This is a genomic window from bacterium (assembly GCA_016708315.1).
Classification (GTDB): Bacteria; Zixibacteria; MSB-5A5; order CAIYYT01; family CAIYYT01; genus JADJGC01.
Genome location: JADJGC010000024.1, coordinates 79,861 through 104,830, shown reverse-complemented (window position 1 = coordinate 104,830; position 24,970 = coordinate 79,861). Strand labels below are relative to the sequence as shown.

The window sequence follows — 24,970 nt, the reverse complement described above, 5'->3', positions numbered from 1 at the left end:
GATGCCGAAGAATCGCGCTGCCCTACATTGCAGGGAGCGTCTTCACGATTTCCGTCGCCCCTTTTAACTCTCGACCCAGCAGCCCTGCGGCGATCTCAGACCGCAGACCTGCAAACTTGGGTCGAAGCGCAGGCAAATCCAGATCGTCAATCTTGACTGGCGAAATCAGCTTCGGATCAGCGCCCAGACGTTCGGCGATCTTGATTGCGAATTCGTAACGAGAAAGATACTCCGCCGGTGCGAGATGCAATATCTGCGGCAATTCTGCGATTCCGATTAGCTTCACTATCGCCTCAGCCAAATCATTGACCTCAGTCGGATTGGCGAACAAATCATCTGCCGCCGGATAGACTTCATTCGATTTCAAACTCTGCGCAACTAACTTGGCGATATTGCTTTTGGCCGAGGGACTGTTGGAATACAACGCACACACGCGCAGAATGACGGCATTCATCTTCGACTCGACGATGCGTTCCTCGGCGAGTCGCTTGCTGGTGCCGTAGATGTTGATCGGATTGGGTTTCCAGTGCTCAGTCGGCGGACCGTCGTTGCCGTCAAATACGTAGTCGGAAGATATCTGAAACAGTCGGAAGCGTGCTGTCGCCGATGCCGCAATAAGATTCTCGACGATATCGACATTCCCCTTCTGCACATAGTCACGATCGCGTTCGCAGCGATCAACCGAGGTTGCACCGGCGGCGTTAATCACGACATCAAATTTCTGATCCTTGAACAACTGCAGTGCTGACTCGCGGTGGCTCAAGTCAATTTTGACAGAGCGGCCACAGCCAAAGGGGAGATTGCGTTCGTTGGTCTGGTAGGTCGCGACGACATCATGCGTGCTGCAAAGCTGCCGCACCAGCGCCGAGCCAAGCAGGCCCGACCCGCCGGTAACCAGAACGCGCAGACTCATTATTGGTGGTGGTAGTGGCTTTGCTCGAACGATTTTGCTTCGTTACCGCCGAGTCGTTCGAAGATTCTGGGGTTATCAATGTACCACTGCACTGTCGATTCCAAACCGCTGAGCAAATCGCGTTGGGACAGGGCGCCGTATCGCGCGATAAATTTACTCGAATCTATCCAGTAGCGTCGGTCGTGTGCCGGTCGGTCAGTGACGTGGCTGATTGGCGAACGCCCGCCCGTAAGTCGAATCAGCGACTCGACAATTTCGAGATTCGTGTATTCCGAAGTCGCTCCGATATTGAAGATCTCCCCGCGAGGAAAGTCGGCGATCAATTTGAGCAGAGCCGCGCAGAAGTCTTCAACATGCAGCCAGCAACGTTTCTGCAAACCATCACCGTACACTGGCAATGGCTGTCCTTGCTGAAGCAAGTGAATGAAATAGGGGATTAGCTTCTCAGGAAACTGTCTCGGACCATAGTTGTTGGTCGTGCGCACGATTGCGACATCCTGGTCAAATGTTCTGATAGCGGCCTGTACCAACAGATCGCCAGAGGCTTTGCTTGCGGCATAGGGGCTCGACGGTTTAAGCTGTGCTTCCTCGGTGAAGCAGTCGTGCTCACCGGCAGGGCCATAGACCTCGTCGGTCGAAATCTGCAGGAACGGCACGTTGAACTCGCGGCACAAAGCCAACAGCACATCGACACCGACTATGTTGGCGCGGACGAAGCTCGATGTGTTGTACAGCGAGCGATCAACATGAGTCTCGGCGGCGAAATTGATTACCAGATCGTAGCTGTTGTGGAAGACTTCGCGCATCCCTTCGTATTCGGCGATATTGCGCAGGAAGAAGACTACGTGGCGATTCTCAAGCAGTTCACCAAGATTGTCGGTATAGCCTGCATAAGACAAGGCATCGGCAACGGTGATGCGGCATTGCGGATTGTGTTCCGCCAAGGCGCGGACAAAGTTCGAACCGATAAACCCGCAGCCGCCGCAAACCAGAACCGAGAGATCAGCCATCGTGGCGTGCCCAAGTATAGGGAATCTTCTTGTCTTGCGGGTCGAGCCGGTATTCGTCTGGACTGGTGTGTTGGTAGACCTCAGTCGGAATATTCAACACGATGCACTCGTCAATACCGATGTTCTTGAATCCGTGATAAACGCCCGGCGGAATCTGCACCAGCATGCGATTTTGATCGCCGAAGAACAGCTCGTTGATTTCACCGTAGGTGGATGAGTTTTCGCGGGCATCATACAGCACGAACTTAACCCGTCCGACGATGACGCACATCTGGTCAAACTGATTCTTGTGCATATGCCAGGCTTTGATAACTCCCGGATATGATGTGGTAACATACGCCTGGCCGAACTTGATGAACATCTCGTCGTCAGAGCGCAATACTTCGAAGAGATTGCCGCGCTCGTCGCAGTTGACCTTGAGCTGTTTAACTTTTACTCCATCAATCATGTAATTCACCTTTTCCGAGAGATTTGTTTCGCAATTCCTTTACCAGTCCGTTGGCACGATAGAGTGATTCAAACGTTCCAGCGTCGCTCCACCAGCCGGTCAAGACATGATACCCACAGGCGGACTTGCGCACGTAATGGTTGGAGACATCGGTAATCTCATGCCTGCGAATTGCTGTACTTGCGGCCGGATGTCGTCCTCAATGATGTTATCACCAAGAATCGTGCAAAAACGATCTTTCCCGACAAAATGGCGAGCCAGCGACAAAGCGCTGGCAATGCCGTCCTCGCCCTCTTGGTAGGCGAAGCGGATCTCGTTGAGCCCGAAGTCTTTGCCGTTGCCAAGCAGTTGCAAGAAGTCTCCGGCGTGATTGCCGCCGGTGACTATCATTATATCCGTAATTCCAGCTCTGACCATTGTCTGAATCGGATAGTATATCATCGGCTGGTCATAGACCGGCAACAGGTGCTTATTGGTGATTTTTGTGAGCGGATAGAGGCGCGTTCCCAATCCGCCGGCAAGAATAACGCCTTTCACTGGTTTAACATGCCTCCCGACTGCATATTCAGACGTATAAAGGTAAAAGTCTTTTGTTGAAATGACAACTCGAAACTGCTATCATCGCCACACATGACACGAATCATCGCACATCGCGGATCTTCTAAGCTCTTTCCCGAGAATAGCTTATCTGCGTTTCGCTATGCGACCGACTGCGGTGCGGATGCGCTCGAAGTCGATTTACGCTGCTCTCGCGATGGCGTCATCTATTGTTTTCACGACTATCATCTGTCCAGAATGACCGGTTTTTCCGGTTATCTCAGCCGGACCGACTCCAAAACTATCGACAAACTGCATCTGGATTCGCGCCAACATTTGTTGCGATTCGACCGATTTCTGCACGAGTTTGTCGGAAGAATTGAGATTGTTTTAGACATCAAATCGGCTGGTATCGAGTCCGATCTTGTGCGCTCGCTCGGACGGCACGCCACCGATCCGGCCATTATCTACTCGAGTTTCAATGCAAAGATCGTTAGCAAGATTAAGACCCTGGTGCCGCGTTCGCATACGGCATTGATTGTCGGACCGATACGCAACGTCAAAATGAAATTGGACTTCTCAGCAAATCTGATCGAGCGTATGCAGAGCCTTCGCTGTAGCGTTGCCCATCTCTCGCGTCTGCTGGCAAAACCGGGTGTCGTCAAACGACTCAATGATGCCGGCTTTGCGGCGGCAGTCTGGACAGTCGACAACGAACTCACAGCGCGGCGATTGATCGATATCGGTGTCGATGGAATAATCACCAATTTGCCCGAGAAGATGACACATTTGGCAAAGAAGAAACACAGTCCTGTGGCATAGGCATTGTCCAGCTGTTACTTGATTGTCAGGAAATTTTGAAACAACATCACTCCACAGATATTCCAGATCAAATCAGACTCCACCTAAACAATCAAATGGATGATTACAGATGATTATTAGAGCGATCATTGCCGCGTTCCTCACGTTTATCGGCGCGTCCGCGCAGAGCGCGACGCTTGACGACATACTCAAGAAACACGCTGAAGCTATGGGCGGGTTGGAAAATCTCGCCGCTATTAAGTCGGCAGTGGTGAAGTCAGAAACTGAAGTCGGCGGCATGAAGGGGACCACCGTGACCTTCTACAAGTCACCCGACAAGATCCGCGTCGATCTGGCCCTTCCGATCATGACCTACACGCAAGTCTGTAACGGCGACGACTGCTGGTTGCGCGATCAGATGGGATTGACGCATTCCATGACCGGCGACTTGAAAGGTCTGGTAGTCACTCAGTTGGTTCTTGATCGCGGCACCTACATGACACCGTCGAAATTTGACGGCGTTATCGAACTGTTGATTGACGACGTCGAGGTCGAAGGCAAGTCGTGCTATCAAGTAAAGATTTCGCCCAAAGGCGGTACCGATGCCACAGTGGCAATTTCGAAAGAGAGTTACCTCATTCAGCGCGTCAAGCTGATTACGGATATGGCGATTGTGTTTGCCTATCCTGCAGACTATCGCTTAGTCGACGGTATTATGGTGGCACATCAGACCACCGAAGCTACCGATGCCGGAATAGTTGCCGGAGTCAATCGCGTGAAAAGCGTGGAATTCAACACCAGCATTGCCGACTCGGCATTTGAATTAGGCGATAATACCGCTGCAGACCTTGGCGGCACGGCAGAAGTAGTCGTACCGTTCGAATTGTATCGGAATCACATTTACTTCGATGCCGATGTTCCGGGTTACGGAACCATGCGGTTCATATTCGATTCGGGCGCGGGCGGCACTGCACTAAATGCTGATTTGGTCGAACGGCTCAAGCTCGAACATCTCGGCCAGGTCGAAGCTCGCGGCGTTGGCGGGGCAGATGTCAGCGAGGTCTACCAATTGGACTCGCTTCACATCGGCGATTTGTCGCTGAGCGATTTGCCGGTTTATGCGATGGATTTGTCGCCACTTCAGGCAGCCGGGACCAAGCGCATTGACGGTATCGTCGGCTATGACCTGCTAAGTCGATTTGCCATTACCGTGGATTATGAAGACTCCAATCTCATCATACATCGAGATAGTAAGGTTGATCGCTCCGGTTGGGGTAGTGAGTGCCGATTGAATCTCGATTTCCGGCTACCGTACATCGATGCGAGAATCAATGACGGCATCATCGGTCGTTTCCGCCTTGATACCGGTTCGGGAGCGACAGTGGATTTCAATTCGCCTTTCGTGGAACGCAATAATCTACTCGCCGAAGACCGCAGCCAATATCATCAAGTGACAGCTGTCGGCATCGGCGGCGGTTCATCGGGACTCATCGGCGAACTGCCGGCGTTGGAACTTTGCGACTATCGCATTGATTCTGTGCTGGTGAACTATTCGACCTCGGAATCCGGTATCTTTGCCGGCGCTCAGACGGCCGGAAACATCGGCGCCGGAGTTCTTAAACGTTTCATTGTGACATTCGATTACCCGACAGAATCAATCTACTTCAAACCGACAGATCAGTTTGATCGGCTGAGCACGATCCGCAATATGGCGGGCATTGTCCTTGCAAAGTCAGAGGATGCTATCATTGTATCCGATGTCATTCAGGGACGGCCCGGTGATGGATTAATACAGGTAGGGGATCGAATCGCTGCCATCGAAGGTCGATCCACCGATGGTATGAGCGTCGCCGAAATCAACTCCGCGCTAATCGGAGGAAAGTACTCTCGGGTTATTATTGACATTTTGCGCGGGAAAGAGAAAATTAACGTCGAGTTGATATTGGACAGTTTATACTAAATTGTCGCCACTTGCCGATATACAGACAGAGTAAATGGATGGAGGTAACAAATTGCGAGTAGGGATTATCACCGGCGGCGGAGACTGCCCGGGGCTTAACGCCGTTATTCGGGCGGTCGTGCGCAAGGGAATCAACAAGAACGGTTGGGAGGTCATCGGAATCCGCGAAGGCTGGAAAGGACTGCTGGGCGACACAAATGTTCAACCGCTCGGCATCAATGATGTCTCCGGCATTCTTCATCGCGGCGGAACCATGCTCAAGACCTCGCGCACCAATCCATTCAAGAATGCGGAAAATCCCGACGAACTCATGCGCAACCTCAAGGATCTCGAACTTGATTGCCTGGTTGCCATCGGCGGCGAAGACACGCTTGGTGTAGCGCAGAAGCTCGGAGCACTTGGCGTCAAAATCGTCGGCATTCCCAAGACGATCGACAACGACTTGTCGGGTACTGATCAGACTTTCGGTTTCGACACTGCGGTGAACATCGCGATGGAAGCAATCGACCGGCTGCATACCACTGCCGAATCGCACAATCGCGTCCTCGTTACTGAAGTAATGGGCAGACATACAGGCTGGATCGCACTCTATGCCGGTGTCGCCGGCGGCGCGGATGTCATCTTGATTCCCGAGCGTCCGGTCGTAATCGACAAGGTTTGCGAACTGATTCGCAAACGTCACAAACGCGGCAAAGATTTCTCTATTGTGGTTGTTTCCGAAGGTGCAAAGGTCGCGTTCAATACGCAGGTTGACCAGGACGGTTCGCTGATCGTTAAGGACATGGGAGTCGACCAGTTCGGCCATGTCCGGCTCGGCGGCATAGGTACATTGCTTGCTGATGAAATCGAAAAACGCACTAAGTTCGAAGCACGTGCAGTAATCCTCGGGCACATTCAGCGCGGCGGAGCACCGTCGGCATACGACCGGGTGCTGGCGACGCGATATGGCTCAGCCGCTGTCGACTTCATTCGCGATGGCCGCTTCGGACAGATGGTTGCACTGCGCGGAAACGAAATTGTTGGTGTCGAATTGACGGAGGCCGTATATTCCTTGAAGCGTGTCGACGAAAAATTCATCGAAATGGCGGAGGAATATATTGGTTAAAAGACTTGTCGCAGCAGGGGTTATGATTCTCGCACTACAGCTGCCGCTTTTTGCCGCACAGCCGGGGGGCACCAGTGCGGTTGGCGTCCGATTGGGGCTGTTCACCAACAGTGAAAACGATTTGAGTACTCCCAATGACGAAGTCAAACTCTTCGGGAATAAGACCAATTTCTACATCGAGGGTTTCTTCAATTACTATTTTGTCGATTTCCTCGCCGGTGTTCTGAACTTCGGATCATATTCCAAAGGCGACATCACTTTTGAGATCTATATCAATGACGTATTCGATGGCCGGTTCGTCGGTCAGGCTTCGATCTATCCTATTCAGGCTGGACTGAAACTCACACCGTTCAACGAGCAGCTGCCCGGCAAGGCGCGGCCCTATTTCGAAGGCGGCGGAGCCTATGTGCTCGGCAGGGAGACGGCGAGCCTCGGACCCTATGATTCGTACTGGATTCGCTACACTGACGGTTCACTGTCGAGCGAGTCTGATTGGACTTGGTGGGCAGGCGGCGGTGTCGAATTTCCACTGACCGAGTCGCTGCAGTTTGACGTAACAGTGAAATACATGAATGTGAAATTTTCCGGAGATATTGCGGGAATCAGCGACTATTCAGGCGTGCAGTTTTCGCTGGGAATTATGTACTTAAACTTGAGCAAATAGCAGGGAAGTTGAGGAGTTTATGTCGACTAAGATTGCGATCAATGGATTTGGACGTATTGGCCGGTTGATACTGCGCAAAGCAGTCAAGGAAAACAAGCTTGAAGTGGTAACGATCAACGACGTCACCGATGCTGCTACACTGGCGCATCTGTTCAAGTATGATTCCGTGCATCGCAAGTTCGATGGCGAAGTCAGCGTCGAAGGCGACAACATCATCGTTAACGGCAAGAAGATCAAGGTCACCAAGGAACTCGATCCGGCTAAGTTACCGCACTCCGCCCAAGGTGTGCAAGTCGTCGTGGAATCAACCGGCAAGTTCACCGATAAGGAAGGCGCATCGAAACACATCGCCGGCGGCGCCAAGAAGGTGCTGATTTCTGCTCCGGCCAAGGGACATGATGGAACGTTTGTGTTCGGTGTCAACTGGGACGATTACGACAAGAGCAAGCACGATGTCATTTCCATCGGCTCCTGCACAACCAACTGTCTGGCTCCGGTAGTGAAGGTCATCAACGACAAGTTCGGTATCGAGAAGGGCTTGATGACCACTATCCACGCTTACACCAATGACCAGAAGATTCTCGACCTGCCGCACAAGGACCTCCGCCGTGCCCGTGCCGCTGCGCTTTCAATGATTCCGACAACGACCGGAGCTGCCAAGGCGATTGCCGAAGTAATCCCGGCGATGAAGGGCAAACTTGACGGACTAGCCGTCCGCGTACCGACTTCGGATGGTTCGCTGGTCGACTTCTGCGCCATCCTTTCCAAAGACGTGACGGTAGATGACCTCAATAATGCCGTCAAGGAAGCTGCCAACGGCAAGATGAAAGGGTTCCTTGAGTACTGTACTGAAGAAATCGTCTCGATTGACGTCGTCGGCAACAGCCATTCATCAGTTTTCGATTCACGCATGACACAAGCCAAGGGTAGCTTTATCAAGGTCTTCTCCTGGTATGACAACGAATGGGGCTTCTCGTGCCGCATGGTGGACGCTCTTGAACGGATGATGTAGTATGAAAAAATTGTCAATCGACGATCTGCAACTCTCTGGTCGACGCGTTTTAATGCGCGTCGACTTCAACGTCCCGCTTAAGGACGGAGTTGTTAAGGATGATTTGCGCATACGCGAGTCGCTTCCTTCAATCATGAAGGTCGTGAACTCCGGCGGAAAGTTGATTCTGATGTCGCATCTTGGCCGCCCCAAAGGTGGTCCGACTCCAGAGTTTAGCCTCAAGCCGGTTGTACCGGTGCTCGAAAAACTCACCGGCAAAAAAGTTCGATTCGCAGACGAGTGCATTGGTCCAATTGCTGAAGAGGCAGTTTCCAATCTCAAGAATGGCGACATCCTGCTTCTAGAGAACTTGCGTTTCCATAAAGAAGAAGAAGCCAACGATGCCGCATTTGCCGAAAAACTGGCGTTCCTTGGCGACCTCTATGTCAATGACGCATTCGGCTCGGCGCATCGCGCCCACGCCTCGACGGAAGGCGTCACGCATTTCTTCGAGCAATCTGCTGCCGGTTATCTGATGAAGAAGGAACTCGACTTCCTCGGCGGCGCTCTTGCCAATCCCAAACGTCCCTTTGCAGCTTTGCTGGGCGGCGCAAAGATCTCCGGCAAGATTGATGTCATCACCAATCTGCTTGGCAAGGTCGACAAGATTCTGATCGGCGGTGGAATGGCGTTTACATTCCTGAAAGCTCAGGGCAAAGAAATCGGCGGCTCGCTTCTTGAATCCGATAAAATCGAACTTGCGGCTGATCTGCTCAAGCAGGCGGCTGCTAAAAATGTGAAGCTGATTCTTCCGGTGGACTTCGCCTGTGCGGCTGAAGTCAACGAAACCGCCAGCGTCAGTTATCACAGCGCCGGATCAATTCCTGCCAATCTCAAGGGGCTTGACATCGGACCCGAATCGGTGAAGCTATTCCAATCCGAGCTGAGCGGCTGTAAGACAGTCGTCTGGAATGGACCGATGGGTGTTTTTGAAATCGACAAGTTTGCGCTCGGTACAATGGAGATGGCCAAGGTCCTTGCCGATCTGACCGGCTCCGGCGCAGTCACAATTGTTGGCGGCGGTGACTCTGCTGCAGCAGTTGCCAAGTCGGGCCTTGAAAAGAAGTTTTCACACATTTCTACCGGCGGCGGCGCATCGCTGGAGTTCCTTGAGGGCAAGGTTCTTCCCGGCGTCGCGGCGTTAACAGATTAGGCGCGGCGAAATGACACGTACCAAAATCGTCGCTGGAAACTGGAAAATGTACACATTGCCTGCCGATGCTCAAGCATTGGCAGGTGCGGTAGCCTCCTTTGCGGGCAAAGCCCAATCGCCGGAAGTTGTTGTCTGTCCGCCATTTACATCGCTGGTCGCCACGATTGATGCTGCTAAGTCAAGCTCAGTCAAGGTCGGTGGTCAGAACATGTACTGGGAGGACGAGGGCGCTTTCACCGGCGAAGTGTCGGGCAAAATGCTGTTGACTCTGGGCTGTTCCCACGTTATCTTGGGACACTCTGAGCGAAGGCAGTTCTTTTTCGAGACGGACGTTACCATAAACTCCAAACTCAAGAAGGCTCTTACGCTTGGATTGACTCCCATCGTGTGTGTCGGTGAGACTCTCGATCAACGCGAAGCGAATCAGACTGAACAAGTTGTTCGCACGCAGATCGAAGGATGTTATGACGGCCTTACGGCGGAACAGGCGGAACGAACAGTCGTCGCCTATGAGCCGGTCTGGGCAATCGGCACCGGCAAAACGGCGTCACCGGCGCAAGCCGAAGAGGTTCACAACTTCATCCGCAGCCTGTTGCGAAAGAGATTTGGCAACACCGCGGAAGGAATTCGAATCCTCTACGGCGGCTCGGTTAAGCCCGACAACGCACGCGAGTTATTCAGCCAGCCCAATATAGATGGCGGACTGGTTGGCGGCGCAAGCCTGAAGGCGGAGTCGTTTAACAAGATTATAGAAGCGGCTCGTTAAGAGCAGGAGGCATTTTTAGTGTTTACGTTCCTGATTATTCTTCATGTGATTGTCTGCGCAGGATTGATCATCGTCGTGTTGATGCAGTCTTCCAAGGGCGGCGGTCTTGCCGGCGCTTTCGGTGGCGGTGCATTTTCCGGTGCGGTATTTGGTGGACGCGGTGCAGCAACTTTTCTCTCCAAGGCCACCACAATTCTTGCCATCTTATTCATGATCTCTTGCATCAGCTTGACAATTGCCTCGCGTGGTCGCGTCGACACCACCGGCGGCGAGTCGGCAGTGCAGCGCATCATCAATCAGGAGCAGCAGCAAGCCCCGGCCCAGGCGCCGGCGACAACGCCTCCGACAGAACAACCGGCCACGACACCTCCAGCAGGTGGCGGTCAGTAGTCGATTCGCAGATTCGATTTTTTGAAGGCAGGTCTTTCCGAAGGCCTGCCTTTTTTGTTGTGATGTCCTTCTGCTTGTGCTCGATTGTTGTTCGGACTCGGGTGTTCAGCTATTGCACACAAAAAGGGACTTGACAGGTTGACAAAGTACGTTATATTCATCCCAATGATTACGGCAACAATCATCAGCGCACTATTCTGTGTTTTTACCATGGGCTACTATTGGTGGTGGTATACATCTGCCATGGATAGTGGTGCAGTGCCGGTGTAGCCGAATCAATCGGAAATCAGAAAACCGAACCCACTATCCGCAAGGATGGTGGGTTTTTTTATGGAGTTGATGTGAATATTCTGGAAATCCTCAAGAAGAGCAACGGCTCCGCCAAGATCGCTTTGCAGTATGACGAACTCGATCTGCCCGGTGATTTGGAGACTCCGGTTTCCGCATTTCTAAAACTCCGTCCTTTGGGCGCCAAATTTCTGCTCGAATCCGCTGAGGATCCCACTGCCATTGGACGTTACACGTTTATTGGCATCGATCCGCTGTTGCAGGTGCGTATCGAGAAAGAGCGCACCGTGATGACTTCCGGTGACAATGAATTGATTGTCAATCATGTCTCCCACGTGGATCCGTTTGCGGGCGTTCGGAAACTGCTGGAGACCTTTGCGCTGGAATCTTCGCGCGCAGAGATTCCACTGCTTGGTGGCCTCGTCGGGTATACTTCTTATGAGATCGTCCAGTGTTTTGAGCCTAAGTTAGCCGGACTCCTGCCGCAATCAAATCAGCCGCTCGGTATCTATTACTTTGTTGATACGGTGCTCGTCTTTGACCACTACATGCGCCGGCTCAAGCTATTGCGCCTTCGCCACAGTGATGGTTCGCTTGGTTCCGGCCGTGAACATGTCAGCTTGGAGCAAATCCGCGATGCTCTCAGCAGCCGCACGATTACGTCGGACCATACCAAAGTGTCCAGCGATCACCAATATGCGTCGAACTTCAGCCAAAGTGATTATGAAGACGTTGTCGTCAAGGCGCAGAAACACATCTTCAAAGGCGATATTTTTCAGGTAGTCTTGTCGCAACGTGAAGAGCGCACATCAGAGGTCGACGGCTTCCACGTCTACCGCGCACTGCGTATGCTCAACCCTTCACCATACATGTTCTATCTGCAGTTTGACGATATTGAGTTGATCGGATCATCTCCCGAGGCTATGGTTCGCCTCCAGGGGAGGCAGGCAACAATTCGACCGATTGCTGGGACCCGGCGTCGTGGCCGTAGTCCTGAAGACGATCAACGCATGGCTAATGAACTACTGCGCGACGAAAAGGAACGCTCCGAGCATGTAATGCTTGTCGATTTGGGCCGCAATGATCTTGGTCGCGTCTGCAAATATGGTTCGGTCAAAGTATCCTCGATGATGCAAATGGAATACTATTCTCACGTAATGCACATGACCTCAAATGTAATTGGACAATTGCGCGACGATTCTTCGCAATTCGATCTCTTTCGCGCCGCGTTTCCGGCTGGAACAGTGTCAGGAGCACCGAAATTAAGGGCAATGGAGATCATTGCCGACTTGGAGAAGACATCCCGAGGGCCTTACGCCGGTGCGGTTGGATATTTTTCGCTCTCCGGCGATCTCGATATGTGTATCACGATACGGACCATCGTGAAGCGCGGCAACCGTCTCCACTTGCAAGCCGGTGCGGGAATTGTCGCCGACTCGATTCCGGCGCAGGAATATCTCGAAACCGGCAATAAAATCGCGGCTCTAAAAGAAGCGATCCGAATCGCTGAGGAAGGACTGCTATGATTCTGTTCATCGATAATTACGACTCGTTCATATACAATCTGGTGCAGTACTTCGGCGAGCGCGAGAAAAATCTCACTGTCCTTCGTCCCGACGAGACAACGATTGAAAAAATCATCGAGATGAATCCGCAGAAAATCGTGATTTCCCCCGGTCCGGGGCACCCGCGCGAGGCCGAGTTATCGCTGGAAATCATCAAGTCGATGCACACCACCACGCCGATTTTTGGCGTGTGCCTCGGCCATCAATGCATTGGCGAGGCGTTCGGCGCCAAGGTCGGTTCTGCCGACCGTCTGCTTCATGGCAAGACTTCGGAGATTTACCACCGCAGTAAAGGGCTGATGGCTGGATTGCCCAACCCGTTCAAAGCGACACGATACCATTCACTGGTCGTCGCTGAAGAGTCATTGCCGCCGGAGCTTGAAGTCGTCGCCTATACTTCCGACGGGGAAGTGATGGGACTTAAGCACAAGACCTCGCCGTTGTTTGGCGTGCAGTTTCATCCGGAATCGATTTTGACCACTGAGGGAATGAAGATCATCAACAATTTTGTGGATATGCGGACATGGTAAGAGAGACTCTGCACAAACTGGCTCACGGCGAATCGCTGACTTTCGCCGAAGCTGAAGCCATGATGGATGTCATCGCATTGGGTGAAGTCGCGCCTACGCAAGTTGCGGCGTTTCTGACGGCATTGCGAGTGAAGGGCGAAAGTGTTTCCGAAATCGCCGGATGTGCGCACTCGTTGCGCAAACATGCCGTCGTTGTGCCGCACAGCCAAACTCAGATTTTCGATTGTTGCGGTACCGGCGGTGATAACTCGCACTCATTCAACATCTCGACTGCCGCTTCACTTGTTGTCGCGGCCTGCGGTGTACCCGTCGCCAAGCACGGCAATCGCGCAATGAGTTCATCCTGCGGGTCGGCTGACTTACTCGAAGCCGCCGGCGTGAATCTTGAACTTTCGCCGCAACGGGCGGCGCAGTTGCTGGACAACATCGGCTACTGCTTCTTGTTCGCACCGCACTATCATCCTGCAATGAAAAACGTTGCGGCAGTCCGCAAAGAACTCGCGTTTCGCACAGTGTTCAATATGCTCGGACCGCTGCTCAATCCCGCGCGTGCGACGCATCAACTTATCGGCACGGCGACGCGCCAGACAGCCGAGTTGATTGCATCGGCGGCGCAACATTTACCTGAGACAACAATCGTGACGGTACACAACTCGCATGGCTTTGACGAAATCCTCCCTACGGGCATCAACCATCGCTTCCAGTGGCTCGATGCCGACCTGTTCTCAGACCCCATCGAACTGCCGCTCGCACTTCAAAACGGCTATGTGCCCGCAGACTTGCGCGGCGGCGACAAGGAAGCCAATCTCGCAATTCTGCGTGCCGTGCTCGACGGCAAGGACTCGGCTTACAAAATAGCGACGATACTCAATGCCGGATTCGCACTCGTCGTTGCGGAAGAGAGCCGGTGACCTCGATGAGGGCGCCGACCTTGCTATCGAAGCTATTCACTCCGGCAAGGCAAAACGGCTACTGAGGGACTACGTTGCGGCATCGCGGGAGGAAAGTTAGATGCTCGACGCGATTGTGACCAAGGTCAGAGCCAATATCGAGAATCGCTCACGCACTGATTGGGAAAACGAAATCGCTGCTCGCGCCGCCAAGACTGTGGCACGTCAGGCGCGATTTGGCGAGATGATCTCCCGCCCCGGTGGGCAACTCATTCTCGAGATCAAACGCAAATCTCCGAGCGCCGGTACACTTTCGGCCAATGTTGATGTCGCTTCGATAGCGCAGGCATACGAGCAAAACGGCGCCGCAGCAATATCAGTGCTGACCGAACAAGAACATTTTGGCGGTTCGCTTTCGGACTTGCAGCAAGTAGCCGGGAGTGTCTCGATACCAATCTTGCGCAAAGACTTTATTGTCGACCCACTGCAAATTCACGAGGCTGCCGCGCTTGGCGCTTCGGCAGTTCTTCTTATCGTGGCGATTCTCGATCATCAGGAATTGCGCCAGCTTTTGCGGTTGTCGGACGAGCTTCATCTCGAAGCTCTTGTCGAAGTGCACGATGAATTCGAATTGTCACGCGCGTTGGCTGCCAATGCCCGGATTATCGGCGTGAATAATCGCAATCTCAAGACAATGACTATCGATCTTACAACGGGCGAAAGAATCCTCAAGCGCATCCCCGGGGAGGTCATCAAAGTCGCCGAGAGCGGTATCCGCACTCGTGCCGACATTCTGCGCATGCAATCCGCCGGAGCCCACGCCTGCTTGATTGGAACGTCGCTTATGACTGCGAACGACATCGAGACAAAAATCAAGGAGCTGCGCGGACAATGACCAAGACGAAAATTTGCGGCGTGACGTCCGTCGAAGACGCGGAGGTTTGCATCGATGCCGGAGCTGACTTCGTCGGATTCATTCTGTCGGATTCACCGCGACGCGTCAACTACGTTCAACTGGAGCGCCTGCGGGAAGCTATCGGCGCGTCTATTCAATGTGTCGGCGTATTTGCAAATGCGGAAGACCTACTCGACTTCTCGCAGAACTGTGACGTTGTTCTCGACTACTATCAAGTCTATTTCGACGCAACCGAACTCGAAGTTCGTCAGCCCGCCGTTGGTTGGATTCGCGCGATCTGGATGAACGGCATTGTCAACGGCAAACTGACGCGAATCCCGATGCCGACATTGCTCGATTTCAAGAACAGCGACTTGTCAATAATGCGCGAACAGCTCGCCCCCCACAGAGATGCCGTAGGCAACGCGGTCATTCTGGCGGGACGATTGACGCCCGACAATGTCGGCGCCATTGTAAGTGAACTCGCGCCTTGGGGAGTCGACGTCGCGCGCGGCACCGAAGCCGCGCCCGGCAAGAAGGATCACCAACTCGTACGACGATTTATCGAGAGTGTGAAGAATGCCCGCTAAGTCACGCAAAGGCTACTATGGCCGCTACGGCGGCCGCTTCGTGCCGGAGACGCTCGTTGCGGCGCTCGATGAAGTCGAGCGCGCATTTGCGCAGGCGCAGCGCGATCGCAGCTTCAAGTCACAACTGGATCAACTACTGCGCGATTTCGGCGGTCGCCCGACACCGCTCTATCCGGCAGAAAATCTTACGCGTCTCTGGAAAGGCGCGCGCATATTCCTCAAGCGGGAAGACCTCAACCACACCGGCGCGCACAAAATCAATAACTGCCTCGGCCAGGCACTGCTCGCGAAACGGATCGGCAAGAAACGTATTGTCGCCGAAACCGGTGCCGGGCAACACGGCACGGCAACCGCTGCGGCATGTGCAATGCTTGGGCTCGAATGTGTCGTCTACATGGGCAGTCACGATGCCAAACGTCAGAGCCCCAACGTTCAACGCATGAAACTGCTCGGCGCGGAAGTCCGCGAAGTCTCAGCCGGTCTTGCAACACTGAAAGAAGCCACCTCCGAAGCTATCCGCGACTGGGTCACCAATGTCGGCACCACGCACTACATCATCGGTTCCACCGTCGGACCGCATCCGTATCCGAAAATCGTCCGCGAGTTTCAGTCAGTCATCGGCAAGGAAACCCGCGCGCAGTCGCTTAAGTCAACCGGCAAACTGCCCGACTACGTTGTCGCCTGCATTGGCGGCGGTTCAAACGCGATGGGAATATTCAGTGCATTTCTCAACGACAAGAATGTTTCGCTGATCGGTGTCGAGTCTGCCGGCCAAGCGCTGAAACCGGGTCAACATGCCGCGCCGCTTGCCAAGGGAACACCGGGTGTACTGCACGGCGCGTTGAGCTATCTGCTTCAGGATGGCGACGGGCAGATTGAACTCACCGAAACAATCAGCGCCGGACTCGACTATCCCGGCGTCGGGCCGGAACACGCGTTCCTCAAAGATTCCGGCCGCGTGAAGTATGTCACTGCACTCGACCGCGAAGCTGTTTCTGCATTCAAAGAGCTTTGCCGACACGAGGGCATCATTCCCGCACTCGAATCAAGTTTCGCTCTTGCCTATGCACGCAAACTCGCCCGCAAGATCGGCGACAAGAAGACCATCATCGTCAATCTATCCGGTCGCGGCGACAAAGATATGGGCAGTGTCAAGGAGTACGATGACAACCATCGCTGAGACTTTTGCGAAATGCCGCGACGACAACCGGGCTGCGCTGATGCCGTTTATCACTTGCGGCTATCCGTCGATGCGCGAGTTTCCGTCGATTATGAAATGTTTGAGCACGAGCGGCGCGGACATCATCGAAGTTGGCTTTCCGCATTCCGACCCTTTGGCAGATGGTCCGGTGATTCAGCGCGCGTCGCACCTTGCGCTGGAGCGTGGTTTCACAGTCGCCAAAGGATTCGCGGCAATTGCATCGCTGCGTCGCAGTGTATCACAGTCAATCGTTGTGATGTGCTATGCCAACATCATCTTGAGAGCGGGAATCAACTCTTTCGTCAATCGCTGTGCATCAAATAATGTCAGTGGCCTGATAGTGCCCGACATGATTCCCGAAGAAAGCAGCGAGTTGCGAATCGCGTGCCGCAAACATGGTATCGACTTCATACCGTTAGTAACTTTAACGTCACCACCCGAGCGCGCACTATCGATCGCAAGCGACGCTTCGGGCTTTGTCTATTTTGTCAGCGTCACCGGCACCACCGGCGCACGCGCGACTATGCACAGCGACTTGAAACAACAAGTAACGAATCTGCGCAGGCATTCAAAGGCGCCGGTTGCGGTTGGATTCGGTGTTTCGACGCCGGAAATGGCGGGCAAAATCGGCGCATTCAGCGACGGCGTCATTATCGGCAGTGCGATCCTGCAACTGATCGACAGCAGCGGTTCAAAACGAAATTACTCATCAGTTTCTAAATTCTTGACGGAGGCACGCATGAATCTGGAGTCACAACGATGATGCGCGGTGTGCGCGGCGCAATCTGCGCATCGGCAAACTCGCGCGAGGCAATCTTCGAAGCCACACGCAAGTTATTGGTGCACATGTTCGCCAAGAACGACATCGAAATCGACGACATCGGCGCCGTGTTCATCACGGCAACAAAAGATCTCACCGCTGATTATCCGGCCTATGCCGTACGCGAGATGGGACTCAAGACCGTGCCGTTGATGTGCGCCACCGAAATCGACGTTCCCGGCGCATTGCAGCGCGTTATTCGCATTCTCATCATGGTCAATACCGACAAGCCACAGGACCAGATCAAGCACCTCTACATCGGCGATGCGTCGCGGCTCCGTCCGGATCTCGCGGGAGAACTGTAATGATGATCGTTGTAATGAAAAAACAAGCCACCGTAAAGGAAACTGCCGGTGTCATTCGACACATCGAAGAGCTGGGACTCAAACCGCATATCTCGCAAGGCGAGGAAAAGACAATTATCGGCGCCGTCGGTGACGAACGAAGTATCGAGAAGGAACTGCTTCTGCAACTGCAGGGTGTCGAGGCTGTCATCCCGATCCTCAAGCCGTACAAGCTTGCCTCATTGGAATTCAAACCTGAGCCGACAGTGGTGAGCCTCAATGGAACCAAAATCGGTAACGGTACCATGACTGTCATGGCCGGGCCGTGCGCTGTCGAAAGTTACGAGCAAGTTCTGGAATCGGCAATCGCCGCCAAGGAAGCCGGCGCTCGCATATTGCGCGGTGGTGCCTTTAAGCCGCGCACCTCGCCATACTCGTTTCAAGGCATGGGCCGCAAGGGTCTTGAGATTCTCGCCCGCGTCCGCGATGAGGTCGGAATTCCGATTGTGACCGAGTGCTTGTCGCAGGATGATGTCGACTTGATTTCCGACTATGCCGACATTATTCAAATCGGCGCCCGCAACATGCAGAACTTCGCCATGCTCGAAAAGGTCGGCAAGCAATCGCGTCCAGTGTTACTGAAGCGCGGCATGATGTCGACTATCGAAGAACTTCTCATGTCCGCTGAGTATATTCTCGCCAACGGCAACTACAATGTCATTCTCTGTGAGCGCGGCATACGCACATTCGAAAAGTTTACGCGCAATACCTGCGATATCGCGGCGGTGCCGGGGCTCAAATCGCTCTCGCATCTTCCGGTTATTCTCGATCCTTCACATGCGACCGGGGAGAGGCACTTGATCCTTCCGGTCGCGCTTGCAGCGGTTGCGGCAGGAGCCGACGGGTTGATTATCGAAATCCATCCCAATCCTGACAAAGCCATGTGTGACGGATATCAGTCGCTTAATCTTGACCAATTCGCAGCATTGATGAAGCAAGTCAAAAACATTGCCGCCGCGGTCGGCAAGACGGTGTGATGCCTCTCAGCGATTGCAAAATTGGTATCGTCGGACTCGGCCAGATCGGCGGCTCGATTGCCGCTGCGCTCAAACGAGCCAATCCGGATTTGGTCATAACTGCCTGTGATCTGAGCGATGCGCTCTGTCGCCAGGCGCGCGAACAAGGTCTGGTCAATGTCATAGCCGTCGACACGGAAGATGTTGCCGACAACTCCGAGATCGTGATCATCGCCTTGCCGGTGCTGCAAATCGCCGGTGTCATGAAAAAGCATCGGACGGCGCTGTCAGACAAACTCCTCGTAACCGATACCGGATCGCTCAAGAGTGAAATCGTGATCGCGGCCAACGAGTGCGAGATGACGAACTTCGTCGGCGGACACCCGTTGGCAGGCACGGAGCTAAGGGGTGCGCAATCGTGGAACGCCGACTTGTTTCGCAACGCAAACTACTTCACGACCAAATCAGGTACGACCAAAATGCAGGCTCTCGAACTTGCGACGGAGCTTGTCGATATCCTCGGCGCTAAATCTCTGTCGATCAACCCGGAAGAGCACGACCGCATTTTCGCCGTTTCAAGCAATCTTCCGCATTTGTTCGCATACTTATTGAAGTCGCAATTCGAAAATGAGACAATTGTCAGCGCACACGGTGAAGCGTTTGCCTGTCCAAGTTATCGCAGCGCTACCCGGGTTGCGAAATCGGATGCCGAAATGGTGTTCCAAATGTTGTGGGGCAATCGTGCGAATCTTCAAGCCAGTCTTGCCGAACTGCGTGCCGGGCTTGACCGTGCACAGAAAGCGCTTGACACCGGGGCGGAAAAGGAATTTCGTCGAATCTTCGGAGAGGAAGAACAGAAATCAATATGACCAAGAACTTACGCGGCGATATTCGAGTAGGGGGCGACAAATCGATTTCGCACCGCGCTATCATGCTTGCCGCATTAGCAAAGGGCAAATCGCTTCTCAACAATTTGTCGCGCGGCGACGATGTCAATGCAACGCTCGCGCTGTATCAGAAGCTTGGAATGATTGCCGCAACAGACAACGGCTCTGTCGAGTGTGTCAGTGCCGGATTTGAAGCACTTCGAACAGACGAAGCCATTTTATATTGCGGCAATTCCGGAACAACATTGCGATTGAGTTTGGGAATACTTGCGGGTCTCAAGGTCGACTGCCGACTGGCAGGAGATGACTCGCTCAACCGACGACCGGTACGTCGCGTGATAGAGCCGCTGCGGCAAATGGGCGGCGACCTGGCAACAGCCGCTGCCGATGACCGTCCGCCTGTCACGGTACGAGGCCGTAGACTTCACGGTATAAACATCAGCACGTCGGTGGCTTCCGCACAGGCAAAATCAGCGATTCTCTTCGCGGGACTTCATGCCGAGGGCGTTACCTCGGTGACCGAACCGGAACAATCGCGCAATCATACGGAGATCATGCTCAAACACCTTGGCTGCAACATTGATGTTGAAGGACGAACCTCCATTCTCAGCCCGGTCAAGCGAATCGATGGCTTTGCGTACACCGTTCCCGGCGACATTTCGACTGCGGTGTTCTTCATCGTGGCCGCATTGGCGATGCCCGGCAGTGAATTGATCATACGCGACGTGCTGCTCAATGAAACCCGCACCGGCGCACTCGAAATACTGCGTGGAATGGGTGCGAGTATTGAACAAGAGAATCTCCGTTCGCAACACGGCGAGCCGGTTGGCGACCTTGTTGTCAAATCGACTTCGCTTCGCGGTTTCGACGCGGCAAACATCACCACTGCGCGATACATTGACGAAGTTCCGGCTTTGGCAGTCGCCGCAATGTTCGCCGAAGGTAAATCGTCATTCCATAACATCGGCGAATTGCGGGTCAAAGAATCGGATCGCGCAACGGCCATAGTCGATGTCGTCAAGGCATTCGGCGGAAGCGCAGAGCTAACCGGCGATACGCTTCACATTCAGGGAGGTCTCGGCGCGCATAAGGGCAATGCAGCTCACCTCGGCGATCACAGAATTGCGATGATGATCGAGATCATCAATCTCATCAATACCGGAAATGTGAGCGGGGAATACGGCGATACGATTTCCGTTTCGGCGCCGGAGTTTTACGAACTCATGAAAACGCTGGAATCGTGAATGATCCCCAACACTGCAGTGTACGGAATTCTCGGCAGCAATATCAGCTACTCATTGTCGCCGACGATTTATCGCGCATTGTTTCACCGCCACAAGGTCGACGCTATTTACAACTGTTTTGACATCAACCCATCAAGTCTCAATGATTTCTTGACCAGCGCCCGCACTCTGCCGATTGCAGGGTTTAACGTCACCATACCGTTCAAGGAAAGCGTCAGTTCTGTCATCAATCGGCGCGATAACATCGTCAAAGCCACCGGATCGGCAAATCTCGTCATCAACAAGCGCGGCGTCCTTCACGCTTACAACAGCGACTATGCCGGAATTGCCGCTACGATAGAGGGCAAACTCAAATGCGACATCCACGGCGCCGAAGTTGCCATCCTCGGCTCCGGCGGTTCCGCGCGAACAGTTTTCTATTATCTGGCTTCGAAACGTGCCGCCAGCGTCACGGTTTATCATCGCTCGGGCGAACGTGAGAAGGCGTTCTCGGCGTGGGCGCAAGGAGCACGTCGACTTACTCACTACGAGTCACAGATGCTTGATAACGCTTCCTCGATAAACACTGGATGCGATCTTTGCATCAACTGTACTCCAATTGCGCTGTCGAAGCTGATTGGCTCAACGGCTATATCGCAGTTGACGCGAATATTTGAATTGCGGTACGCAGATACTAATTTCAAGAGAAGAACTCACGTCGATGGCAAATACATGCTTGCGGTTCAAGCGGCAAACAACTTTCGTATCATGACTGGAATCGAAGTAGAACCGGAGGACATTGTGCGAGTAATCAGGAGAGCGTCGCGATGATCAGATACTTGACTGCTGGCGAATCACACGGCCCGGGACTTACGACAATCATCGAGGGCATCCCTGCCGGACTTGTTCTCGATGTCAATGCCATCACTATCGATTTACGCCGCCGCCAGATGGGCTATGGACGCGGCGCCCGAATGCGCATAGAACAGGATACTGCGCTCGTCACTGCAGGACTCTGGGATGGCGAGACAATCGGCAGCCCAATCAGCATCTTCATTCAGAATCGCGATTGGAAAAACTGGAAGGACCAGACTCGCGAAAAGAAAGTCGTCCCGCGTCCCGGTCATGCCGACTTGCCGGCGGTACTCAAGTACGACTTCGACGACATCCAAAAAGCAATAGAACGCTCATCTGCACGCGAGACTGCTGCTCGCACTGCGGCCGGCAGTGTTGCCAAGCAGTTCCTGGCGGCATTTGGGATCAATGTCTATTCGCACACTCGCCGCATCGGAAGCGTGCTGAATGAAACGCCGGTCAAATTCAGTTCCGCGAAATTCAAGGAAATCGAAAAGTCTCCTGTCCGCTGCGCCGACAAAGGCATCGAACGCAAAATGATCCGCGCCATCGACTCAGCCGTTGAGCAATCTGACACGCTCGGCGGCGTGTCGGAGATCATCGTCACTGGCGCGCCAGTCGGACTTGGCAGCTATGCCCAGTGGGATCGTCGCTGCGACACGCGTCTGGCCGCAGCAATCATGGGTGTGCAGTCAGTCAAGGGCGTCGAAATCGGCGACGGAATCAAATCCGCCGAACTGCCCGGTTCGCAAGTGCACGATCCTATCAAGTACAGCGCCAAGCGCGGCTACTATCAAGCATCAAACAACTCCGGCGGTATTGCCGGGGGCATTTCGACCGGTGAAGAAATCGTCATCCGCGCATTCTTCAAACCGATCTCGACTCTTGGCAAACCGCTCAAGACGACTAATCTTACCTCGAAGAAGACTGTCGATGCGCCATACGTTCGTTCCGATATCTGTATTGTTCCTGCCGGAGGCGTCGTTTGCGAAGCAGTCGTTGCGCTGGCAATCGCCGATATGATGTCCGAGAAATTCGGCGGCGACTCGATACGTGAAGCGCGCGAGAACTTTCAGGCTTTTCTAAAGCATGTCAAGAAGCGCTGACAAGTCCAATATGTTCCTCGCGGGAATGATGGGCACCGGCAAGACCAGCACCGGACGCTTAGTTGCCAACGCGCTGCGGTTTGTCTTTGCCGATACCGATACACTAATCGAACGCCGCGAAAACATGACCGTCAACGAAATTTTCGCCCGTCACGGCGAGCAGTATTTTCGCGATCGCGAGTACGATTTGTTGACGGAGCTTTGCGAACAGGATCGACAGGTCATCGCGACTGGTGGAGGGATGTTGGCGGTACCAGAGAACTTGACACTTGCCAAAAAAACGGACTGGTGGTGCTTCTGACTGCGCCTTCCGGTGAATTGGCACATCGGCTGCTGTATCGCAATGATCGCCCCTTGCTTGAAGGAACCGATGCCGTCGCCAAACTCGCGGAAATCGAATCACGGCGGCGCGAAGTATGGGCGACCATCACAAACAAAATCGATACAAGCGGACTGTCGCCGCTGGAAGTTTCCGAATTGGTGTTGCACTCGTATCGCGAATGGATTGCATCGTGAAGAGACTCAAGACAATCATCAATTACCCCAAGTCAAAACCAGCATCGAAATCGGAACCGGGCTCGTTGAAGAGATCGCCCGTTATGCTAAATCGCAAGCGCACAGCTCAACTCATTTTGTTGTCGATGCTAATGTAGTTCGGCTCCATGGCGGCGATTTACTGAAATCTACCTTGTCAAAGAGAACGTTCTACGCACTGCCTTCCGGCGAAAAACAGAAAAGCATCAACAGCGCAGGAAAACTATTGCATTGGCTTCACGACCAGGGCGCCGACCGCAGATCGCTTCTGATCGCAATCGGCGGCGGTGTCGTCACCGATCTGGCTGGATTCGCAGCGTCAACTTACATGCGTGGAATCGACTATGTCTCGCTCCCGACAACGCTGGTTGGGCAGGTCGATGCCGCAATTGGCGGCAAGACGGCAATCAATCTCGGCGGCTCCAAGAATATCGCCGGAACATTCTATCCGCCGAAACGCGTATTTTGCGACGAGAGATTCTTGGCAACATTGCGGAAGAATCAACTTCGCGATGGCTTGGTAGAGGCGTTCAAAATCTTCGCTGCCCGTGACAGCAAGGCATTCCACAAGCACACTGCGAATCTCGATGACTATCTTAATGGCGGCGATCTTTCCGACTTAGTTGCCGCAGCGGTGCGCTTGAAAGTTGACGTTGTAAATCGCGACCCCTTCGAGAAAGACCTGCGCCGCGTCCTGAACTTTGGTCACACGACGGGGCACGCCTACGAGGCCGTCACCGGCCATTCGCACGGCAAATCAGTGGCATTCGGGATCATAGTTGCGTTGGCCCTGTCGCGCAAGCTGTCAGGTCTGAGCGGCTTGGACTGCGACAATGTGGCATCGCCAATACTATCAGTCTATCGCCGCTTTGCTCTCAGCGAAATCACGCCGCAGGTGCTGTGGGAGCGGGTTCTGCACGATAAGAAGAAGTCCGGCTCGACCGTCAATTTTGTACTGCTAAAAAGATGTGGCGAGCACACAGTGAAAAGCGTAGACTATTCCCAATTCGCGCGCGCCTATGAGCAGACGCGAGAGATGTTGGAAGCATGAAGAAGATTATCGTTATCAACGGTCCAAACCTTAACCTACTTGGCGAACGCCAGCCCGAGGTCTACGGCAAAACCACTCTACCCGAGTTGGAGCGTCGGCTGAAGAAATGTGGCAAGTCACTCGGTTATCAAATCGACTGTTTCCAATTCAACTCCGAAGGCGACATCGTCGACTGCGTACAGAAATACCGCAAAGGTGTCGCCGGCATCGTCATGAATCCCGCCGGCTACAGCCACACCTCAATTGTCATTCTTGATGCGCTTCTTGCTGTCGAAGTCCCGGTCGTCGAGGTCCACATCTCCAACATCTACAAACGCGAAGAGTTTCGCCGCAAGTCGATTACCGCCGCCGGTTGCGCGGGCTTGATCAGCGGACTCGGCATAACTGGATACGAATTAGCCATTCAATACATTGCCAATACAGCTAAAGGATAGACT

General features: G+C 53.6%; 28 protein-coding genes and 1 pseudogene. 25 read left to right on the top strand and 4 right to left on the bottom strand.

What is annotated here, in order from left to right; translation table 11 throughout:
• Positions 1 to 22: 22 nt before the first annotated feature.
• From IPH59_16615 to IPH59_16600, 4 genes and pseudogenes are all read right to left on the bottom strand, one after another.
• Positions 23 to 913: an SDR family oxidoreductase gene (locus IPH59_16615; GenBank protein MBK7093308.1), complete on the bottom strand. Its 891-nt coding sequence runs from the start codon at positions 911 to 913 to the stop codon at positions 23 to 25.
• A complete protein-coding gene (locus tag IPH59_16610; GenBank protein ID MBK7093307.1) occupies positions 913 to 1,923 on the bottom strand; it encodes a GDP-mannose 4,6-dehydratase in 1,011 nt (336 codons plus the stop codon). The genes IPH59_16615 and IPH59_16610 overlap by 1 nt, the downstream gene beginning before the upstream one ends.
• Entirely contained in the window at positions 1,916 to 2,371 is a 456-nt protein-coding gene (locus IPH59_16605; GenBank protein ID MBK7093306.1) for a dTDP-4-dehydrorhamnose 3,5-epimerase family protein, read from the bottom strand. The genes IPH59_16610 and IPH59_16605 overlap by 8 nt, the downstream gene beginning before the upstream one ends.
• Positions 2,364 to 2,908 (bottom strand): annotated as a pseudogene (locus IPH59_16600) (NTP transferase domain-containing protein). Before IPH59_16600 ends, IPH59_16605 begins: the two are co-directional and overlap by 8 nt.
• 93 nt (positions 2,909 to 3,001) lie before the next feature.
• Between IPH59_16600 and IPH59_16595 the strand changes: the two are divergent.
• From IPH59_16595 to aroQ, 25 genes are all read left to right on the top strand, one after another.
• Entirely contained in the window at positions 3,002 to 3,730 is a 729-nt protein-coding gene (locus IPH59_16595; GenBank protein MBK7093305.1) for a glycerophosphodiester phosphodiesterase, read from the top strand.
• Between the two features lie 109 nt (positions 3,731 to 3,839).
• Positions 3,840 to 5,669, top strand: coding sequence for an aspartyl protease family protein (locus IPH59_16590; protein ID MBK7093304.1), 1,830 nt, complete (start codon positions 3,840 to 3,842; stop codon positions 5,667 to 5,669).
• A 52-nt stretch (positions 5,670 to 5,721) separates the two neighbouring features.
• Entirely contained in the window at positions 5,722 to 6,774 is a 1,053-nt protein-coding gene (locus IPH59_16585) for a 6-phosphofructokinase (GenBank protein MBK7093303.1), read from the top strand.
• Positions 6,767 to 7,438 (top strand): outer membrane beta-barrel protein, encoded by a 672-nt coding sequence (locus tag IPH59_16580; protein MBK7093302.1) that lies wholly within the window; start codon positions 6,767 to 6,769, stop codon positions 7,436 to 7,438. The genes IPH59_16585 and IPH59_16580 overlap by 8 nt, the downstream gene beginning before the upstream one ends.
• 19 nt (positions 7,439 to 7,457) lie before the next feature.
• Positions 7,458 to 8,450: a type I glyceraldehyde-3-phosphate dehydrogenase gene (gene gap, locus IPH59_16575; protein MBK7093301.1), complete on the top strand. Its 993-nt coding sequence runs from the start codon at positions 7,458 to 7,460 to the stop codon at positions 8,448 to 8,450.
• A 1-nt stretch (position 8,451) separates the two neighbouring features.
• Positions 8,452 to 9,642: a phosphoglycerate kinase gene (locus IPH59_16570; GenBank protein MBK7093300.1), complete on the top strand. Its 1,191-nt coding sequence runs from the start codon at positions 8,452 to 8,454 to the stop codon at positions 9,640 to 9,642.
• A 10-nt stretch (positions 9,643 to 9,652) separates the two neighbouring features.
• Positions 9,653 to 10,408, top strand: coding sequence for a triose-phosphate isomerase (locus tag IPH59_16565; GenBank protein ID MBK7093299.1), 756 nt, complete (start codon positions 9,653 to 9,655; stop codon positions 10,406 to 10,408).
• Between the two features lie 18 nt (positions 10,409 to 10,426).
• A complete protein-coding gene (gene secG, locus IPH59_16560) occupies positions 10,427 to 10,798 on the top strand; it encodes a preprotein translocase subunit SecG (GenBank protein ID MBK7093298.1) in 372 nt (123 codons plus the stop codon).
• A 341-nt stretch (positions 10,799 to 11,139) separates the two neighbouring features.
• Positions 11,140 to 12,612 (top strand): anthranilate synthase component I, encoded by a 1,473-nt coding sequence (gene trpE / locus IPH59_16555; GenBank protein MBK7093297.1) that lies wholly within the window; start codon positions 11,140 to 11,142, stop codon positions 12,610 to 12,612.
• A complete protein-coding gene (locus IPH59_16550; protein MBK7093296.1) occupies positions 12,609 to 13,181 on the top strand; it encodes an aminodeoxychorismate/anthranilate synthase component II in 573 nt (190 codons plus the stop codon). The genes trpE and IPH59_16550 overlap by 4 nt, the downstream gene beginning before the upstream one ends.
• Positions 13,175 to 14,092, top strand: coding sequence for an anthranilate phosphoribosyltransferase (gene trpD, locus IPH59_16545; protein ID MBK7093295.1), 918 nt, complete (start codon positions 13,175 to 13,177; stop codon positions 14,090 to 14,092). The genes IPH59_16550 and trpD overlap by 7 nt, the downstream gene beginning before the upstream one ends.
• Positions 14,093 to 14,192: 100 nt before the next feature.
• Entirely contained in the window at positions 14,193 to 14,966 is a 774-nt protein-coding gene (gene trpC, locus IPH59_16540) for an indole-3-glycerol phosphate synthase TrpC (GenBank protein MBK7093294.1), read from the top strand.
• The gene (locus IPH59_16535; protein ID MBK7093293.1) at positions 14,963 to 15,556 is read left to right on the top strand and encodes a phosphoribosylanthranilate isomerase; all 594 of its coding nucleotides are present in this window, start codon (positions 14,963 to 14,965) and stop codon (positions 15,554 to 15,556) included. The genes trpC and IPH59_16535 overlap by 4 nt, the downstream gene beginning before the upstream one ends.
• Positions 15,546 to 16,736 carry a tryptophan synthase subunit beta gene (gene trpB, locus IPH59_16530; GenBank protein ID MBK7093292.1) on the top strand — a complete coding sequence of 397 codons (1,191 nt, stop codon included), beginning with the start codon at positions 15,546 to 15,548 and terminating at the stop codon, positions 16,734 to 16,736. Before IPH59_16535 ends, trpB begins: the two co-directional genes overlap by 11 nt.
• Complete coding sequence (locus IPH59_16525) at positions 16,720 to 17,520, top strand: tryptophan synthase subunit alpha (protein ID MBK7093291.1); 801 nt, start codon at positions 16,720 to 16,722, stop codon at positions 17,518 to 17,520. The genes trpB and IPH59_16525 overlap by 17 nt, the downstream gene beginning before the upstream one ends.
• Positions 17,517 to 17,882, top strand: a complete 366-nt coding sequence (gene aroH / locus IPH59_16520) for a chorismate mutase (GenBank protein ID MBK7093290.1) — start codon at positions 17,517 to 17,519, stop codon at positions 17,880 to 17,882. The genes IPH59_16525 and aroH overlap by 4 nt, the downstream gene beginning before the upstream one ends.
• Positions 17,883 to 17,884: 2 nt before the next feature.
• Positions 17,885 to 18,898, top strand: a complete 1,014-nt coding sequence (aroF, locus tag IPH59_16515) for a 3-deoxy-7-phosphoheptulonate synthase (GenBank protein MBK7093289.1) — start codon at positions 17,885 to 17,887, stop codon at positions 18,896 to 18,898.
• A complete protein-coding gene (locus IPH59_16510; GenBank protein ID MBK7093288.1) occupies positions 18,898 to 19,746 on the top strand; it encodes a prephenate dehydrogenase in 849 nt (282 codons plus the stop codon). The genes aroF and IPH59_16510 overlap by 1 nt, the downstream gene beginning before the upstream one ends.
• Positions 19,743 to 21,008, top strand: a complete 1,266-nt coding sequence (gene aroA, locus IPH59_16505; protein ID MBK7093287.1) for a 3-phosphoshikimate 1-carboxyvinyltransferase — start codon at positions 19,743 to 19,745, stop codon at positions 21,006 to 21,008. The genes IPH59_16510 and aroA overlap by 4 nt, the downstream gene beginning before the upstream one ends.
• The gene (locus IPH59_16500) at positions 21,009 to 21,818 is read left to right on the top strand and encodes a hypothetical protein (protein MBK7093286.1); all 810 of its coding nucleotides are present in this window, start codon (positions 21,009 to 21,011) and stop codon (positions 21,816 to 21,818) included. It abuts the gene before it with no gap.
• Positions 21,815 to 22,948 (top strand): chorismate synthase, encoded by a 1,134-nt coding sequence (gene aroC, locus IPH59_16495; GenBank protein MBK7093285.1) that lies wholly within the window; start codon positions 21,815 to 21,817, stop codon positions 22,946 to 22,948. Before IPH59_16500 ends, aroC begins: the two co-directional genes overlap by 4 nt.
• Complete coding sequence (locus tag IPH59_16490) at positions 22,932 to 23,249, top strand: shikimate kinase (protein MBK7093284.1); 318 nt, start codon at positions 22,932 to 22,934, stop codon at positions 23,247 to 23,249. The genes aroC and IPH59_16490 overlap by 17 nt, the downstream gene beginning before the upstream one ends.
• Positions 23,240 to 23,464: a hypothetical protein gene (locus IPH59_16485; GenBank protein ID MBK7093283.1), complete on the top strand. Its 225-nt coding sequence runs from the start codon at positions 23,240 to 23,242 to the stop codon at positions 23,462 to 23,464. The genes IPH59_16490 and IPH59_16485 overlap by 10 nt, the downstream gene beginning before the upstream one ends.
• Positions 23,454 to 24,533, top strand: a complete 1,080-nt coding sequence (locus tag IPH59_16480) for a 3-dehydroquinate synthase (GenBank protein MBK7093282.1) — start codon at positions 23,454 to 23,456, stop codon at positions 24,531 to 24,533. Before IPH59_16485 ends, IPH59_16480 begins: the two co-directional genes overlap by 11 nt.
• A complete protein-coding gene (aroQ, locus tag IPH59_16475) occupies positions 24,530 to 24,967 on the top strand; it encodes a type II 3-dehydroquinate dehydratase (protein ID MBK7093281.1) in 438 nt (145 codons plus the stop codon). Before IPH59_16480 ends, aroQ begins: the two co-directional genes overlap by 4 nt.
• Positions 24,968 to 24,970: the final 3 nt, after the last annotated feature.